The sequence below is a fragment of the Burkholderia sp. BE17 genome (assembly GCF_009362305.1).
GTDB classification, from domain to species: Bacteria; Pseudomonadota; Gammaproteobacteria; order Burkholderiales; family Burkholderiaceae; genus Burkholderia; species Burkholderia pyrrocinia_C.
In genome coordinates, this window is sequence record NZ_WHNU01000026.1 from 1 (window position 1) to 17,555 (window position 17,555).

Consider the following 17,555-nt stretch of genomic DNA (forward strand, 5'->3'; position numbering starts at 1 on the left):
GTTCAACGGGGGCTGGGGTGCGGTTGGGGCACCGTGTCGCCTGGGCGGGACGGCAGGGTAGGCCGGTTGCCGGCACAAAAAAGGGACGGTTAAACGTCCTTTGGCTGCCGTGTATGCCGAGGCGACGGGCATCCTACCAGTTCGGCGTTGTGGACGCAGTCAAGAATTGTCGGGGATAGGGAGCCGCAGGGGGAACGTCGGATGGCCCTTCCGTCGACCGTCGTGGCCTGCGGCCGGTCAGCTATCGACACAAACAGCATTCGAGTGTTTCCGCTGCGATCGACCTGTGCCCGGCGTACGCACCGGTTCGCTGTCGGTGGCTCGACAACCCGCGACGCTCGCCCGGCCGGAAACGAAAACACCGGCCGAGCGACAGCCGACGATCGTAAGGTATCCGTCGGCCGATTGCATTAATAAACGCCGTTACGCACCTGCGATTTTCCGGCGCCGGGTTTTTACGATTGCGTCGTAAATGGCCACGATCGTTTCTGAAAATTAAACGGATCAATCACCACTTCCGCTGCCGGATTTTTTTGATAATTCCGCTCGCCTTCTCCTTGCGAAAACCAATTCCATCTGCTTTATTTACTCATACCAAATCAGGATAAAACGCTATCGGGGTATCACGGCCACTTTGCCAGGCATTCGTGCCTGCCGAATCGGCATCGATTCACCACGGCATCCCTACGATCTGAAGGCGCAGCCCCTTTTCAGAGGGCGTGTTGCGCCTGTTGCGCGTGTCCACGCCACCCACGGAGGCGATCAGGTGACCACGCGGGCTCGCCTATGGCCCGCTGATTAATGCTTTCAAAATACCAGGCGATATTTGAATAAAGCGAATTCGATTGAACGCGAGTTTCAATGGTTTATGAATTACCTGCTTACGTTCAAAACATGGCGGCCAAACCGTAACGCTACCCACGAAGGAGGCTGGACACATCATGAATAACGCAGCTGGAGTCAGAGTTCGTCCGTCGATCGAATCGTTGCAAGTCGAATATCGGAAAGGCAACAAAAAGCCGCTGGAAGACCTGATGCGCGCGTGGAAAGGCATCAAGGAATTGCCGCCCGACGATCCGAACTCGTTCTTCATGATCGGCGGCTTCCACGGCGAACCGTTCCGCGGCGCCGGCTGGGGATCGGCGTCTTACTGGGGCGGCTATTGCAACCACGGAAACGTGCTGTTCCCTACCTGGCACCGTGCTTACCTGCTGCGGCTGGAGCAGGCGCTGCAGAGCATCCCCGGTTGCGGGCAGGTGATGCTGCCGTTCTGGGACGAAACCAGCGAAGAGTCGCTGACGAACGGCATTCCGTGGGCACTGACCGACCCGGACTTCGAGCTCGACGGAAAAAAGATTCCTAACCCGCTGGCCTCCTTCACGTTCAACCGGGCGATCACCGACAACATCAACGGCGACGATCCGAACTACAGCAAGCCGCTGCCCTACGTCACGGTTCGCTACCCGCTATCGGGGCTCGTGGGTACCGACAAGGACCGCGCCGCTACCGAGAAACACAACGCGAAGTTCCCCAACGCCCAGGAGAACGTCACGTTGCTGAACCGGAACATCGTGGACTGGCTCACGTCGTACATCATCGTGAAGGGCAAGGTGGTGCCTACCAACGTGAAGAGCAAGTACGAGCAGTGCCTGGACGCGCCGAACTACACGGTGTTTTCCAACACGACGTCCGCGGCCCAGTGGAACGAAAATCTTCCGGCCGGCGCGATTCCCGTCGTCCCGCTCGAGTCGCCGCACAACAAGATTCACCTTGCCGTCGGCGGGTTCGACGTGCCGCACGGCCCGAACAAGGGCGATTTCTCGCCCATTCCGGGCGCCAACGGCGACATGGGCGAAAACGACACGGCGGGCCTCGACCCGATCTTCTATTTCCACCACTGCTTCATCGATCGCGTGTTCTGGCTGTGGCAGAAGCGGCATGGCTTCACGCAGCACCTCGACGTCATCGCCGAGTATCCGGGCACCAACTCCGTCGACTCGCAGGGGCCGACGCCGGGCACGGTGCCGAACTCGTGGCTCACGCTCCAATCGCCGCTCGATCCGTTCAAGAAGAGCGAGAACGGCAAGGAACGCGCGTATACGTCGCTCGACTGCATCAACATCGAGGAGCAGCTCGGCTACACGTACGGCCCCGGTTCGCTGGACAACCTGCCGAAGGCCTCGCTGGCGGCGGCGACCGTGCCGGCCGGCAACAGCAGCAAGGTCGTGCGCGTCTCCGGGCTGAATCGTGCGCCGATTGCCGGGTCGTTCCTCGTGTCCGCGTACGTCAACGTGGACGGCGAGCGGCACCTGCTCGACACGGAGGCCGTGCTGAGCCGCTGGAGCGTGCAGTACTGCGCAAACTGCCAGACGCACCTCGAAGTGAAGGCGTTCTTTCCGCTGAGCCAGTTCGCGGAAAGTGCGGTGGAGGGTGCTCAGTACGAGGTCGAGGTTCATACGCGTGACGGCGTACGCCATCAGACGCAACCCGCTTCACCTCCCGCTTCGCAGGCCGTCGCCGGCGCGGTTCCGCAAGCCGCACCGAAACTGTTCCGGGTCGAGGTCCGGTAACCGCCGCGCGTGACGAACCGGCGCCATCGCCTGGCGCCGGTTCACCCCGGTACTTCGACAACGTGGACATGAAGGGGAGACGCGGGCATGAGCTACACACCCGAAACCGGGAGTCTGGTGGGCCGGTGGACCTATCGCAGTTTCCTGAACGATCCAGACCCGGCCACCGCATTCAACGATCTTGAATTCGGCCTCGGCACGATCGAGATCGCGCAAGCGCCGGCGGGCATTTTCCAGGGGCGCATTTTCGGCCCGGGATGGGAGCTGCAGCTCAACGGCTGGATCAGCTACGGGAATCCCGGCACCGTACGATTCCAGGGGCGCGGCGTGGTCGGCGGCGAGGAATGGGTATACGACTATGTCGGGTACGTGAGCGCACCCTGGCCCAATGGCATCGATCAGCGTCCGGCGCTGACCGGTTCGATCGTCCGTACGGTTCCGCATGCGAGCGGCAGCGGCGGCGTCGCGCCGGCCGGTGTGGTGTGCTCGTGGTATGCGGTGATGAGAGATCCCGCGTGAACGGCCATGACATCTCCGACTGCACCGCCGGCTGACACGGCCCGGCGTCCGGCAAGGGTGACGGACGCGATCCGCGCATGCGCCGGGATCGGGCCCGCGCGAACGGCCATTCTTTCGATATCCGAACGAGTGCGCGGCGGGATGGCGTTCGCGATCCTCGGTTACCTGGCCTGCGACTTGCCGACCAGGCTGCATGGCGCCCCTTCCAGCTGGACATGGAATGGCATCGGTGCGATCGCGTGCGGCATTGCCGGCTATTCGACGAGAAGCGGATCGCCGGGCAGGTGTGCGCGTCGGTCGATGCTCGGGTGCATGGCCGCCGTCGGCGCGGGATTGACGCTCGATGCGATGCGATCCCCCGTCGATGCCATTCTCGACATCTGCGGTGGAACGCTCGATGCCGGCGCCATGTGGAATACGCTCGTGCTCCATCTCCAATGGTTTCCGATGTCGATGCTGGCCATGCTGGCGCTGTTGATTCTGCGCGAGGCCGACCGCAAGGACAGGCATCGCCGCAGCACGGTACGCATGCTGGTTCGGGCTCCGGTTCGGGTCGCGCTTGGATTTGCGGGGATGTTGCTCGTCATGGCACTCGGCATGACCGCGATCAAGGCATCGGCGTTCAGTCTGGGGCTGCGTTGGGATACGAGCGGCGTGGCTGTTTCGATGCTCGTCAGCATGCTGGCGTTCTACGCACTGAGCGATCGGGCCGCGCTCGGAGAGGGGGCGCTGAAAGATCGCTTACGAAATAAAAACGGCCAGATTATTTAGGATGACCAAAATAGCTTGGAGAACGTATCGGGCGGAACATGATCGTGGCGTAGGTCGATTGCAATAAGAAAGACCACGCATTCGGCGGCGAGCGAATGGAGCGCAACGGCATCGGCCGGCATGCGCGGGGCAACTGCTTGCCCGCGCATTACCGCATCGGACGTTGCGTCGTACGCGTTGTGGCGTTCGCGCAGGCTCCAGGCAACGAGCGTGTACACGAGAGGAACGGCGCGCCGTCGTACCGGGCGCCGATTGCCGCACGGGCGGCGTCAAGATGTAACGGGGAACATCATGAGCATTTCAGCGCGCGACGAACAGAATCAACCGGTCGACATGTGGTTTGCCTACAAGGTGCCGAAACTCACCGGCGGCCAGAACAGCGCGGGCGCCACCGGCTACGAATACGCGTATTACGACCGCACGGTGGGCACGTTCACCAAATCGCCGAACCTGATGAACGACAAGCAGGGCGCACTGTTCTACACGCTCGATGCGGTGTTCGGCAACCCGGCCGCGACGTTTGGCTGGGTTCTCTACAACGACGAGATGCCGGCCGACGCCGATCGCAGCAACAACGATACGCTCGGCCACACGAAGGGCATCATCGCGTTCGACACGGCAACGGACTCCGCCTTCTGGCTGCTTCATTCCTGGCCGAAGTATGCGAGCCCGGCCGAACCCGGCGTGCCGACGCCGTTGTACGGACAGACGTTCATGTGCCTGAGCCTCGATCTCGGCACGGCCGGCAAGCTGGCCGCCCAGATGGCGCTGAACCAGCAGCCGCAGGTTTACCTGCCGCGTACCGCGAACCTGCCGGCGGACCATCCGCTGACCGTGCTGACCAAGCCGCTCAGCGTGTCGACGCCCAGCGATTCGAGCGTGGTGCCGCTGAGCACGCGCGGCGGCGCGTCGTTCAAGGTGATCGCGAAGAACCGCAAGTGGGGCAAGGATTTCTGGAACGATCTCGTCGGCCCCACGCTCGGCGCCGACATGGACGTCGAGACCTGGATCCGCGGCAAGATCCCGCCGATCCTCGACAGCGACGGCGTGCACAAGACCTTCGACGTCAAGTACATCGATCTGCGCAAGCTCGGCGCGCCATGGGCCTGGCCGGAAACCCAGGACCACGCGAAGTGGGGCATCACCACGACCGACAACTGGGTGTGCGTCGGCGACATCAACCGGATGGTGTCGCAGGAGAAGCGCGGCGGCGGCACGATCGCGCTCCAGGATCCGGTGCTGTGGAAAGCGCTGTCGCAGACGGACACGATCATTCCGCCGCCCGGCAAAACCAGCGCACAGGCGCTCGAGATGATCCAGGCAACGCATACCGCGCCGGCGTCGTAGCGCTCGTGCGCGTCGTCAGCCCCGATCGCCCCGTTCGGATCGACCCGCTTTCCCCTTCTTCCCGGAGTGTCGCCATGAATGCGAATGCCTTGCCGGATACGCTCGCTTCGACCCTGACCCGCCACACCGACATCGCACCGGAAGTCGTGCCGCGCACGAGTCCGAGCCTGCCGCCCGTCGACTGGCGGAAGATCGGCCAGTCGGCGCCGGTGCGCATCGCATCGGGCGCACGCACGCCGTACGATCCGCTGCCGCGCGCCGACATCGTGATCCTGACGTGGACGAGCGCCGAATGGTTCGCGCTCGATCACGTGTTCGTGAACAGCGACACCGTCGGCGATGCGTCGCAATACGGCTGGCGCGACGGCTGGCTGCCATACTGCCGCGGGGCGTCCGGCTATTCCGCCGACACGCAGTCGGGCACGCTATGGGGGCTGTTCCAGATGGTGCGGATCGTCGACCGGTCGGGGCGGCCCTGGAACGTGCTGCTGTTCAAGTCGAATGCGCATCTGGCGCATTCGCCGTGGCTGGACGGTCTCGCGGCGATGGTCCGCTGCATCGTCGAGGATGCGCGGCCGGATCGCATCTACACGATCGGCACGGCCGGCGGGGCGCGCACCGATCAGCGGCTCGGCGATACGGTCGTCGCCAACGCGACGTTGCTCGAGTTGCAACGGCCGCAGAACACGGCGAGCCCCGACGACGGCAACATGGCGCGCTGCCCGACCTGGTACCCGTCGACGGCGCTGCTCGGCGACGTGGAACGCGAACTGCTGTTCCGGATGGATCAGGTCGTGACGCAGCAGTCGCTGCAAGGCCTGTTCGACCAGTTGAAGGCACTGCATCCGAACGATCCGGGGTTGAGCGAACTGACGCTCGACGATCTGCTCAACGACGCGTTGCGGCCGGCGTGCCTGAATGCGCCGGCGGTCCTGCCGCTCAAGGACACGCCGCTGCTCACGACGGATTTCTATTACATCGCGGAGGGCCGGCGCGCCGACGCCTATGCGTGCCTGGAAATGGACGACGCCATCATCGCGCAGGAAGCGAACCGGCTCGGCGTGCGCTTTGCCTGCGTACGCAACATCTCGGACCCGGTCGTGCCGAAACACACCCGGCACGGCAAGACGATCGCCGATGCCACCCGCGCCGACTGGTCGGGGCTGATCTACACCACGTTCGGCATGCTGACCAGTTACAACGGCGCGCTCGCCACGTGGGCGACGATCGCGGGCGAAGGATCGGCGGTCTACAACCCGAGCCGCGACCATGTGCCGCACGACGCGCAGGATCCGCTCGAAGTCCAGCTGGCATTCCAGGTGCGCGCGTGCGGGACCTGCTCGTTCTTCTGGCCCGAGGATCTGAAGCAGCGCACCTACGGCCCGTATACGGCATTCGATTTCGACGTCAATGTGCCGTACGCGGCGAGCGCCGGCTACAACGGTGCGTCGCGCTGGGTGCAGGGGCGCACGCGGCCGCCCGCGTTTCCGAACGGCGAGGTGATCGACGGCTGCCGCAAGGCGCCGATCATGACGATCGGCATCAATCCGAACCTGACCGCGTTCCTGCCGGGCCAGACGGGGGCCGCATGGTGCTATCCGGATTTCTCGTCCGACGACGACACCAGCGCGTGGGCGAAGTATGCGTGGTACTACCGCTACCGGAGCGTCTACCAGGAAAAGCTGGATCTCGATTTCGTGCGGCGCTTCATGCTGCCCGAAGGCCAGGTCGTCGCACCGCGCGGCGGGGTGGTGACGGCGGCGACCCGCGTCGACGCGAGCGCGGCCTGGACCGTCACGGTGCGCTACGACGGCGATGCGGCCGATACGGTGGTCGCCGTGCCCGGCAAGCGGGGCGAGTTTCCGTACGTGCTGCTGTTCGATCCGTATCCGCCGCGCAACCGCTTCGACAAAGGCGACGTGCTGGTCGCGCAGGTGTCGGTGCCTGAAGGCATCCAGGTCGAGGTGCTGCAGCAGCCCCAGGGCTACTACATGCAGTTCGTCCCGGTGCTCGACCAGTTCGAGGGCGTGCTGCGGCATGCGGGGCATCCGACTGCGTCGCTGCGCGTCGGCGAGGATGTCTGCCAGCTGGACATGGTCGCGTGCGCGTCGCCGCACTGGAACGCCGGTTTTCTCGGCGGCAGCCCCGCGAGCATCGCGACCATCGTCGACAACTGCGTGAGCCGCAACGCGTGGGCGATCAAGCAGATGGTGCAGACGCGGCCAGCGGTGCTCTACGTGGTCAGCCAGTCGAGCTGGAACATGTTCTACTCGGCATTCGGCGCGCATGTGAAGCGCGACCCGCCGATCTCGACGCATCCGGTCGACAAGGATTTCACGCTGCTGCGCGAAACGACCGATCCCGAGCATCCGGCCTATATCGACTTCGACGTGACGATCGACGGCCAGCGTTACCAGAGCCGCACGCGGCTCGTCATCACGCCGCACTTCTCGTACAACAGCAATTTCCTGTCGCAGTACCGGCTGAGCCCGGGTGACTGGGCGGCGTTCGCGCAGGCGCAGCCGGCTTGCGTCGCCGCGCTGGTGCCGGCCAACGGCTTCACGGTCACGCCGCCCGATCCGCGCTACCCGGACGACTACGTCGCGATCCAACTGCCGGCCAACGCCGATGCGGCGGCAGCGGCGCGGGTCTGGCTCGCGCATCGGTATCCGGACGCCTACCGCACGCTCGCGCCGTACTACGTCGAACCGCATGCGCAGATGGCCTCGGTGCTGGCGGATCTGTACGCGCACGGCCAGCTCGCCTGGCAGGACACCGCGACCGGCGGTTACCTGGGGCGCACGCAAGGATCGTGTCAGTTCTGCGTGAACCGGCACTGGCAGTTCCCGAACGAATGCCGCTACGGCAAGAACCGTGAGACGCCGCCGCCGGCCGGCTGGCTCGCGAAGGTCGCCGACTCGATCGTCAGGACCGGCAAGCCGGAGGTGCCCTTCGCCGCCGCCGCGCTGCGCCCGGACGGGCCCGTCGCCGTTTGAGAATCAGGAGAACCGCTATGAGCGAACAGGATCTTGCCGCCCCCCGGATGGTCGCGCCCGACGCGGTGCGGGTATGGCGCGGCTTCCGGCTGCCGTCGCTGGCACTCGGCCAGTTCATGAACAAGCTCGGCACGGTGTTCGTGCCGGCCACCGTGAAGATGCAGATCGACGCGGGCCTGTGCTCGTACGCGCCGACCGTGCCGGCCGGGCTGCCGGGCAAACCCGATTCGGTGCCCGACGAGACCGCGATCCTGTTCTGGGAATCGCAGTCGACGTACTGGAACGGCTTCACCCGGCTCGCGGTGCGGACCTACACGCTCACGCACGGCGGGGTGTATCTGACACAGGACAACCAGAGCCGTGCCGACTTCCCGGTCCGGTTCGCCGGCTCGCTCACGGTCGACCAGCCGGTCTATCTGTTCGACCAGCCGGCCGACTGGATGCACGGCGCGGTCCGGCACGTGGTGGCGGCGCGCCCGGCCGCGGTCGATCCCGCATCGTTCCGTGCGTCGGTCGCGAAGGCGCTGGCCGAGATCGGCAAGAGCGTGCAGCTCGATGGGGCGATCGCGTGCGTCGGCACCGACTATCTCGTGTACTGGGAGCTGGGACCGGTGGCGGTGGGCGCCGCACAGGGCGCCACCGGCATACCGCTGCTGCAGCCGTTGCTGACCGGCTGGAACGAGACGTTTGCACCGGCGCCGACCTTCCTGCCGATCGGTTTGTGGGATGAATGGGCGGGCATGGACGTGCGCGCCGGCAGCAGTTTCAATCTCCAGTTCGAGCGGGAGGCGCGCGTATGAACACGCCCGAGGAAACCTTTCCGGTCGCGCCGGACGCGGTCTATGTGTGGCGCGGGTTCCGGTCTCCCGCGCTCGGCTACGCGCAGTTCGCGCAATTTCTCGGCAGCGTGTTCGTACCCGCATGCGCGCTGCTGCAACCGCCGGTCGGCCTGCGCGCCTACCTGCCGACGATGGTGCCGCAAGCCGGCAAACCGCCCGCCGTGCCCGACCAGACCGCGCTGATGTTCTGGGCCACCCCGCAATCGCACGATCGCGCGACGAAGGCGATCGCGGTGCGGATCTACCAGAACCTGCACGGCGACGTGTACGACATGGCGCGCAGCAAGCTGCCCGAGGTGCCGGCCGCATTGAGCGCCGCGAGCGGCGCATTGCAGGCCGAGCAGCCGTACTTCCTGCTCGACCGGCCGGCAGACTGGATGCTCGGGAGCGTCCAGCACCTGGTGGGCGCGCGGCGTGCGGACCTGAGCTCCGCGGACTTCCTCGCGGCGGCGTATGCGTGGGCGGCGGCATTGCATGCGCATCCGCCCGAAGGCATCGACGGCGCGCTGGTGTGCTGCGGCAACGATTACGCGGTTGCCTGGGTGCATGGCCCGGGTGCGCACGTGGAGCCCGGTGCGGCACTCGACGGGCTCGCCGCGCTGACGACGCCGGTGCTGCGGACAGCCGCACGGCCGCTCGCGCTGCCGGCGGGGCTGTGGGACGACTGGCCGGGCCTGGATCTGACGCAGGACAGCAGCATCAACCTGCAGTTTGCGCGGCCGCGCGCATCGCGCGCCGCGCCGCGCGAACCGGAGGCGTGATGAAGCCGATCGAGCATTTCGAGGCGCCGCATCTCGCGCTGTGGAAGTCGTGCGTGGCCGAGGTGCTCGCGAATGCGCCCGGCGCGGAACGCAATCGGGCCGCCGCGATCGATTGCGGGCATCCGCTCGTCGACGCCACCGACCGCTATTGCCGCGCGATGCACGACAACCTGCCGCTCGACCCGCCGGCGGCGGACAGCGACGACGAAGCGGCGGTGCAAACCTATCTGTCGTACCTGCATCACCGGCGTGCGCATGCGCGCATCGCCGGTGCGGCCGACATCGAGCGCGACCTGGAACGGCAGACGCAGCAGTACAAATTCGGCAATCCGCTGTGGCAGCAGATGTATGTGCAGTACTACAAGTACTACTGGCAATACCCGTTCCACAAGGGCGGCGAGCCGCAGTACCGGTCATGGCAGGCGCCCGGTCCCGGCAACGGCGACCTCGGCTACGGCGTGATCGAGTGGCGGCTGCCGCCGCGCGCGCGGATCGCGATCGTCGGCGACATCGGCACCGGTACGGATGTCGCCGCCGCGGTGCTGGTCGCCGCGCTGAAGTTCGAGCCCGACGCGATCCTGCATCTCGGCGATGTCTATTTCTCCGGCACGCACTTCGAGACCGAGCACCGGCTGGTCGGCTTGGTGCGCGACGTGCTGCGCAGCGAAAAGCAGCGCGTGCCGTTCTTTACGGTGCCGGGCAACCACGAGTACTTCACCGGCGCGGTCGCGTACCTGCAGGCGCTCGATTCCGGTGCGTTGGTCGACCGGCCCTCGCAGCGGCAAGCCACCAGCTATTTCTGTCTGCGCAGCGCCGACGACGGCTGGCAGTTTCTCGGGCTCGACACCGGCTATCACGGGCACTACATGAACGTCGCGGCCTCGGCGCAGCAGGCGACGCTCGCGCGGCTGCACATCGGCCCGGTCGAGACCTCGGGCGCGTCGGCGAGCCCGCACTGGCCCGCCGACGTCAACCCGTATTTCCGTCACGCGTCGCTCGCCGACCTGCCGCGCCGGGACCCGACCGCGCCGGCCGATCAGGTGTTCGTGCGCCCCGACGAGCTCGCCTGGCATCTCGACAAGCTCGCGCATTTTCCCGGCCGCTCGATCCTGCTGTCGCATCACCAGCTGTATTCGGCGCTCGACGTATGCGGTATCGCGCAGCGGCCGCTGGCGGGATCGAATGCGCCGGATCCGGCCGACTTCAACCGCGCGTGGGTGGACACCGCGCTGTGGCGGCAGTTCGGCGCGACGTTCGGCGAACGGGTGGCCGCGTGGATCTGGGGCCACGAGCACAATCTCGGCATTTTCGCGGACGGCTATCGGCCGGCCGACTGGCCGACGGGCGAGGGCGATGCCACACGGATCTTCAAGCCGCTGCCCAAAGGGCGCTGCGCCGGACACAGCGCGATCCCCGTCCAGGCGAGCGAGGCGCCTTACGCGCAGAAATTCCCGGTTCCGCTGCAGCGGCCGGACCTGACGCTCGGCCTGACGGACGGCTGGTACAACCGCGGCTTCCAGCTGCTCGAACTGATGGGGGCCGGACAGCCGGCCCGGCTCAGCTATTTCCAGATCGAAGGCGCGGACCCCGCGCCCCTGCCGCTTTACGTCGAATCGATTGCCTGAGCCGGCGCGGCGCCGCTCGTCCGATCGTTCATTGCCAGAGGAGCGCATGCATATGAGCAGCATCTATTCGATCAGTCCGGTCAAGGGATCGGACCAGGTGGCGCTGGAACAGGTGTGGAGCAGCGCGCAGCTGCCTGCCGGCTACAGCAGCTTCACGGTGCTGCGGACCGGCGAGCGGACCCATTTGATCGCGTACGACAAGGCCACGCAGAGGACGGACGCCTACGCGTTGACCGGGCAGGCGCCGTGGGTGAGCGCCGTCGACGCGAAGCTCGACCTGTCGGGCGGGCCGTGGGACAACCTCGACACCTTCGTGCTGGGCAACGTTCACTACCTGCTCACGTACCGCGCCGACACCGGCACGTTCGGCTTCTTCACGGTCAAGGAGGGGCTCGCGACCTCGCCGCCGTATACGTTCGCACTGCCGCGCAACACGCCCACGCACAACTTCACCGACATCGCGCCGTATACGTCGCTCGGCCAGCAATATCTGCTCGGCTACGACGTGAACACCGGGCAGGTCGCCAACTTCAGCGTCGCCGTGACGCCGGTGTCGAAGGGCGGCGTGCCGCCGCTGCTCGCGCTTAACGTCTGGTATCACCAGTGGGCGAAAGGCTGGACGCAGTTCTCGTTCTTCCAGCTCGGCGGCGCCAACTTCTTCTTCAAGATCAACACGGCGAAGCTCAACGTCAACATCGATCACATCCAGGACAACCCCGCGCTCGGTACCGTCGAGGTCGGCAGTTATCTGCAGGATCAACTGCCCGACGCGCTGCGTATCAGCAGCGCGGCCTGCGTGCCGTGGGCGCATGGCGAGCCGTATCTGATCACGTACATCGCGCAGGACGGCACGACGGCCGTCTACCGGATCCACGCCGACTGCCTCGGCTGGACGCCGGTGGGCTCGACCGCGACACCGTCGGGCGCGGCCCGCGTCGTGCCGTACCGGCTCGGCGACACTTCCTACGCGCTGTTCTATTGACCATTGACGCCGACCGACAGGAGAAACGCCATGAACCCGAGCACCGTATCGCCGGCGGATCGCGATCTGGCCTGGATCAAGACCGCGCTACAGAGCGCCATCGAACTCGAATACTCGACCTTGCCGCTTTACCTGTCCGCGATGTTCTCGCTCGAAGTGCAGAACTATTCGGCGTACAACGCGATCCGCAGCGTCGTGATGGAAGAGATGGTGCACATGGCCATCGTGTCCAACCTGCTCGCCGCGCTGGGCGGCACGCCGCAATTTCGCGGCATCCGCATCGACTATCCGGTGCATGGCCTGCCGGGCGGCGCGGAGCCCGACCTGAAGGTCGGACTCGCGCAGTACTCGAAACCGCAACTGAAGAATTTCATGCGGATCGAGATGCCGGCGTTCCTGCTGAAGCAGCTCGGGCGGAGCGAGACCTATCCGACGATCGCGGCGTTCTACGCGGGCATCCGCGATGCGATCACCCGCAACGCCGACGCGGTGCGGGCCGCCGTGAAGGCGGGCGGCACGTCGAATCAGGTAGGCGACGATATCGGCTTCACGACGGTGAAGTACTCGCCCGATGCCGATCCCGTCGACGCGTTTTATGCGGGCATCGACGAAATCCTCCAGCAGGGCGAAGGGGCCTGCAAGGGCGACGTGCTGACGCCCGGCGCGTTCGAAGGAGAAAAGTCGCACTACGCCCGCTTCGCCGAGCTGTACTACGGCGCGTGCTATCAGGTGCCGGTGCCGCCGGTGCCGTTCGACCGGCAGACCGAGCCGCGATTCTTCGCCGGCACCGCGCTCGACGCGCCGGTGGTCGTCAACACGCTCGCGGTGCCGCGCGACGGCTACGCGGCACTGCTCGCGCTCGATCCGAACCAGGCTGCGGTGAGCGCCGACCTCGAGGCATTCGATACCGGGTTCTCGACGATTCTCGCGACGCTCGACGTCGTGTGGAACGGCCCCGCGGGCGGCTCGTGGAAGTCGCTCGGCGCGGCGGTGCACGGGATGGTGGATCTGCGGGTGTTGTCGTGCTTCAACATTCTGCGCCACCCGGTGCCGCCGGCCGCGCTCGCGCGGCTGGGCACGCTGTATCCGGACGAGTTCGCATTCCTGCGAAGCTATTCCGATCTGTCGAAGCCGGTGTTTTACGGCCCGCGTTTCCGTAACGTGAACCCGCCGGTGTAGGCGGTGGCGCGTGGCGCGGATCATGCGCGCCGTGCCGGCGGGCGTGGCTTGCCATCCGCGCAGCGGGTAAGGCGGGCGCCCGCCATGGTGGCCGGCCGGCGCCGCCAGTCGCCCCGTCCACACCCAGCTTTTTGCTCATCAACACCAACAAAAATCATCATTTCGCCGCCGGCGGTGTGTCAGCAGAATGTCTCCATTCCAACTCGTGCGACAGCAAGAACGTCGCATCGAGCCGCACTTCAGAAGGAGACAGCCGTGGCAGTCGAAACAACCTCAATCGATACGCTCGTCGTCGGCGCCGGGCAGGCCGGCGTGGCCATGAGCGAGCACCTGGGCAAGCTGGGCGTGCCGCATCTCGTGCTGGAGCGCAGCCGCATCGCCGAACGCTGGCGCACGGGGCGCTGGGATTCGCTGGTCGCGAACGGCCCCGCGTGGCACGACCGCTTCCCGGGGCTCGAATTCGACGGCCTCGATCCCGATGCGTTCGCATCGAAAGACCAGGTCGCGGACTACTTCGAAGCGTATGCGCGGAAATTCAACGCGCCGATCCGCACCGGCGTCGAGGTGAAGCGGGTCGTGCGCAATGCGGGCAAGCCGGGTTTCGTCGTCGAGACGTCCGACGGCACGATCGAGGCGAACCGCGTGGTCGTCGCGACGGGGCCGTTCCAGCGCCCGGTGATTCCGCCGATCGCGCCGGACGACGCGCGTCTCGTGCAGCTCCATTCCGCCGACTATCGCAACCCTGGCCAGCTCCCGCAGGGGGCGGTGCTGGTGGTCGGCGCGGGTTCGTCGGGCGTGCAGATCGCCGACGAACTGCAGCGCGCAGGCCGGCAGGTGTACCTGTCGGTCGGCCCGCACGATCGCCCGCCGCGCGCGTATCGCGGCCGTGACTTCTGCTGGTGGCTCGGCGTGCTCGGCGAATGGGACAAGGAAGTCGCGACGCCCGGCCGCGAACACGTGACGATCGCGGTGAGCGGCGCGCGCGGCGGCCATACGGTCGATTTCCGCAAGCTGGCGAACCAGGGCGTGACGCTCGTCGGGCTGACGAAGTCGTTCAACGGCGGTGTGGTCGCATTCGAACGCGACCTCGCACTCAATCTCGCGCGCGGCGACGAGAACTACCTGTCGCTGCTCGACGCGGCCGACGCCTATGCGGCACGCAACGGCCTCGACCTGCCGGAAGAACCCGAAGCCCGCCGCATCCTGCCGGACCCCGAATGCGTCGCGCATCCGATCCTCGCGCTCGACCTCGCCGGCGCAGGCATCACGTCGATTGTCTGGGCGACGGGCTATGCGGTCGACTACGGCTGGCTGAAGGTCGACGCGTTCGCCGATAACGGCAAGCCGCAGCACCAGCGCGGCGTGTCGAAGGAGCCGGGCATCTATTTCCTCGGGCTGCCGTGGCTGTCGCGGCGCGGCTCCAGCTTCATCTGGGGCGTGTGGCACGACGCGCGGCACATCGCCGATCACATCGCGACGCAGCGCACCTACCTCGAATACCACGACGCATCGCAGCGCCGCGCGACATCGCGCCCGGAGCAGGACGGCGCCGCGGCGCACGCCGACGCGCAGCCGCTTGCCGACGCGGTGAACTGACCGACACATGCTGCCTGCCGCGCCGCGTTCGCGTCCGGCGCGGCGGCGTGACCATTGACGACTGAAGGATTTCTATGAGCCAACCCACTCATACCCGTATCCGCATGTTCAACACCAAGGATACCTACCCGAATCAGACGCTCGACAACGACCTGTGCCAGGCCGTGCGGGCCGGCAATACCGTCTACGTGCGCGGCCAGGTCGGCACCGATTTCGACGGCAACCTGATCGGCCTCGGCGACGCGCGCGCGCAGGCCGGGCAGGCGATGAAGAACGTCAAGCAGTTGCTGGAGGAAGCCGGCAGCGACATCACGCACATCGTGAAGACGACGACTTACCTGATCGATCCGCGTTACCGCGAGCCCGTGTACCAGGAAGTCGGCAAGTGGCTGAAGGGCGTGTATCCGATTTCGACGGGGCTCGTCGTGTCGGCGCTCGGCCAGCCGCAGTGGCTGATGGAGATCGACGTGATCGCGGTGATCCCGGACAACTGGCAGCCGAACCGCGCACCGGAGACGACATGACTTTCTCCATCGTCGGGCGCTGCCCGGAGACGGGCCAGCTCGGGATCGCGATCAGCTCGTCGAGCATCGCGGTGGGCGCGCGCTGCCCGTGGGTGCACGCGGGCGTGGGTGCCGTCGCGACGCAGAACATCACGCTGCCGGCGCTCGGCCCGCAGATTCTCTATCTCATCGAGCATGAACAACTCGCGCCCGCCGCGGCGCTCGACCGCGCGCTCAGCGCGAACGGCTGGAGCCAGTACCGGCAGGTCACGGTGATCGACGGGCAAGGGCAGACGGCGTGCTTCACCGGCAAGGAAGCGCTCGGCACGCATCACGCGGTCAAGGGCGAGCAATGCGTGGCGGCCGGCAATCTGCTGGCCGCGCCGGCCGTGATCGACGCGATGGTGGAAGCGTTCGAACAGGCACCCGGCCTGCTCGCCGAGCGCCTGCTGGCCGCGATGCACGCGGCGGTGGCAGCCGGCGGCGAGGCGGGCCCGGTTCATTCGGCCGCGCTGAAGGTGGCCGGCGACGTGACCTGGCCGGTGGTCGACCTGCGCGTCGACTGGGTCGATGCCAACCCGATCGGGCAGCTCGACGCGCTGTGGCGCGCGTATCGGCCGCAGATGCAGGACTACCAGACCCGCGCGCTGAACCCGACCGCCGCGCCGAGCTACGGAGTGCCGGGCGATGAGTGAAACGTCGAGCCGCGCGCTGCTCGAACGGTTGATCGCGTTCGCGACGGTCAGCCGCGATTCGAATCTCGAGATGATCGAGTTCATCCGCGACTATCTCGCGGGCTTCGGCGTCGACAGCGAACTGTTCTACAACGCTGAACGCACGAAGGCGAGCCTGTACGCGACGATCGGGCCGTGCGATCGCGGCGGCATCGCGCTGTCGGGCCACACCGACGTGGTGCCGGTCGACGGGCAGGCGTGGACGGTCGAGCCGTTCCGGCTGACCGAGCGCGACGGCCGCCTGTACGGCCGCGGCACGGCCGACATGAAGGGCTTCATCGCGTCGGTGCTCGCGGCCGTGCCGGCGTTCGTCGCGCGGCCGCTGAGCGTGCCCGTGCATCTCGCGTTCTCGTACGACGAGGAAGTCGGCTGTCTCGGCGTGCGGCCGATGCTCGCGGAACTAGCCGCGCGCGAGCACCGGCCGCGCCTGTGCCTGATCGGCGAGCCGACCGAACTGAAGCCGGTGCTAGGTCACAAGGGCAAGCTCGCGATGCGCTGCCACGTGAAGGGCGCCGCGTGCCACTCGGCGTACGCGCCGTCGGGCGTCAACGCGATCGACTATGCGGCGAAGCTGATCGGCCGGCTCGGCGAGATCGGCGCGGCGCTCGCGCGGCCCGAACGGCACGACAGCCGCTTCGATCCGCCGTTCTCGACCGTGCAGACGGGGTTGATCAAGGGCGGCCGCGCGCTGAACATCGTGCCGGCCGAATGCGAGTTCGATTTCGAGGTGCGTGCGTTGCCGGATTTCGATGCGCACGACGTGCCGAGGAAGCTGCAGGACTATGCGGAATCCGAACTGTTGCCGAGGATGCGCGCGGTGCAGCCCGATACCGATATTCAACTGCGGCCGCTGGGTGCGTACCCAGGGCTCGCGACCGCGCCGGACAGCGAGGCCGCGCGCCTGCTCGCGATGCTGAGCGGGTCCGATGCGTTCGGCACGGTCGCGTTCGGCACCGAGGGCGGGCTGTTCGGGCAGGCCGGCATTCCGACCGTGGTGTGCGGGCCCGGCAGCATGGATCAGGGGCACAAGCCCGACGAGTTCGTCACGCTCGAACAGCTGCACGGATGCGACGCGATGCTCGGCCGTCTGGTCGCGCATCTTTCCGCGGGCGCCTGAGCGGGCTGCCTGAACG

The 17,555-nt window shown here is 66.6% G+C and carries 15 protein-coding genes; 14 read left to right on the top strand and 1 reads right to left on the bottom strand.

Annotation, left to right across the window (positions count from 1 at the left end; all coding sequences use genetic code 11):
• The first annotated feature begins 941 nt into the window (after window positions 1–941).
• From GD429_RS22125 to GD429_RS22135, 3 genes are all read left to right on the top strand, one after another.
• Window positions 942–2,570 (top strand): tyrosinase family protein, encoded by a 1,629-nt coding sequence (locus tag GD429_RS22125; protein WP_152859933.1) that lies wholly within the window; start codon window positions 942–944, stop codon window positions 2,568–2,570.
• Window positions 2,571–2,657: 87 nt separating this feature from the next.
• Window positions 2,658–3,089, top strand: coding sequence for a hypothetical protein (locus tag GD429_RS22130; protein WP_152859935.1), 432 nt, complete (start codon window positions 2,658–2,660; stop codon window positions 3,087–3,089).
• Between the two features lie 141 nt (window positions 3,090–3,230).
• Window positions 3,231–3,860, top strand: a complete 630-nt coding sequence (locus GD429_RS22135; protein WP_152859937.1) for a hypothetical protein — start codon at window positions 3,231–3,233, stop codon at window positions 3,858–3,860.
• On the opposite strand, the gene GD429_RS22140 is transcribed toward GD429_RS22135, so the two are convergent.
• Complete coding sequence (locus GD429_RS22140; RefSeq protein ID WP_152859939.1) at window positions 3,857–4,078, bottom strand: hypothetical protein; 222 nt, start codon at window positions 4,076–4,078, stop codon at window positions 3,857–3,859. The two genes, GD429_RS22135 and GD429_RS22140, sit on opposite strands and share 4 nt — an antisense overlap.
• Window positions 4,079–4,151: 73 nt before the next feature.
• On the opposite strand from GD429_RS22140, the gene GD429_RS22145 reads away from it, so the two are divergent.
• The 11 genes from GD429_RS22145 to argE all read left to right on the top strand — a co-directional run bounded on the left by GD429_RS22145 (window position 4,152) and on the right by argE (window position 17,539).
• Complete coding sequence (locus tag GD429_RS22145; RefSeq protein ID WP_152859941.1) at window positions 4,152–5,207, top strand: deoxyribonuclease II family protein; 1,056 nt, start codon at window positions 4,152–4,154, stop codon at window positions 5,205–5,207.
• 74 nt (window positions 5,208–5,281) lie between these two features.
• On the top strand, window positions 5,282–8,203 hold the full coding sequence (locus tag GD429_RS22150) for a GTPase (protein WP_152859943.1): 2,922 nt from the start codon (window positions 5,282–5,284) through the stop codon (window positions 8,201–8,203).
• A 17-nt stretch (window positions 8,204–8,220) separates the two neighbouring features.
• A complete protein-coding gene (locus GD429_RS22155) occupies window positions 8,221–9,003 on the top strand; it encodes a hypothetical protein (RefSeq protein ID WP_152859945.1) in 783 nt (260 codons plus the stop codon).
• Complete coding sequence (locus GD429_RS22160) at window positions 9,000–9,803, top strand: hypothetical protein (RefSeq protein WP_152859947.1); 804 nt, start codon at window positions 9,000–9,002, stop codon at window positions 9,801–9,803. The genes GD429_RS22155 and GD429_RS22160 overlap by 4 nt, the downstream gene beginning before the upstream one ends.
• The gene (locus GD429_RS22165; protein ID WP_152859949.1) at window positions 9,803–11,428 is read left to right on the top strand and encodes a metallophosphoesterase family protein; all 1,626 of its coding nucleotides are present in this window, start codon (window positions 9,803–9,805) and stop codon (window positions 11,426–11,428) included. Before GD429_RS22160 ends, GD429_RS22165 begins: the two co-directional genes overlap by 1 nt.
• A 52-nt stretch (window positions 11,429–11,480) precedes the next feature.
• Complete coding sequence (locus GD429_RS22170; RefSeq protein WP_152859951.1) at window positions 11,481–12,410, top strand: hypothetical protein; 930 nt, start codon at window positions 11,481–11,483, stop codon at window positions 12,408–12,410.
• A gap of 30 nt (window positions 12,411–12,440) precedes the next feature.
• Complete coding sequence (locus tag GD429_RS22175) at window positions 12,441–13,589, top strand: ferritin-like domain-containing protein (RefSeq protein ID WP_152859953.1); 1,149 nt, start codon at window positions 12,441–12,443, stop codon at window positions 13,587–13,589.
• A gap of 255 nt (window positions 13,590–13,844) precedes the next feature.
• Entirely contained in the window at window positions 13,845–15,185 is a 1,341-nt protein-coding gene (locus GD429_RS22180; RefSeq protein ID WP_321574783.1) for an NAD(P)/FAD-dependent oxidoreductase, read from the top strand.
• Window positions 15,186–15,259: 74 nt separating this feature from the next.
• On the top strand, window positions 15,260–15,709 hold the full coding sequence (locus GD429_RS22185; protein WP_152859955.1) for a RidA family protein: 450 nt from the start codon (window positions 15,260–15,262) through the stop codon (window positions 15,707–15,709).
• Window positions 15,706–16,383: a DUF1028 domain-containing protein gene (locus GD429_RS22190; protein WP_152859957.1), complete on the top strand. Its 678-nt coding sequence runs from the start codon at window positions 15,706–15,708 to the stop codon at window positions 16,381–16,383. The genes GD429_RS22185 and GD429_RS22190 overlap by 4 nt, the downstream gene beginning before the upstream one ends.
• Window positions 16,376–17,539, top strand: a complete 1,164-nt coding sequence (gene argE / locus GD429_RS22195; RefSeq protein WP_152859959.1) for an acetylornithine deacetylase — start codon at window positions 16,376–16,378, stop codon at window positions 17,537–17,539. Before GD429_RS22190 ends, argE begins: the two co-directional genes overlap by 8 nt.
• Window positions 17,540–17,555: the final 16 nt, after the last annotated feature.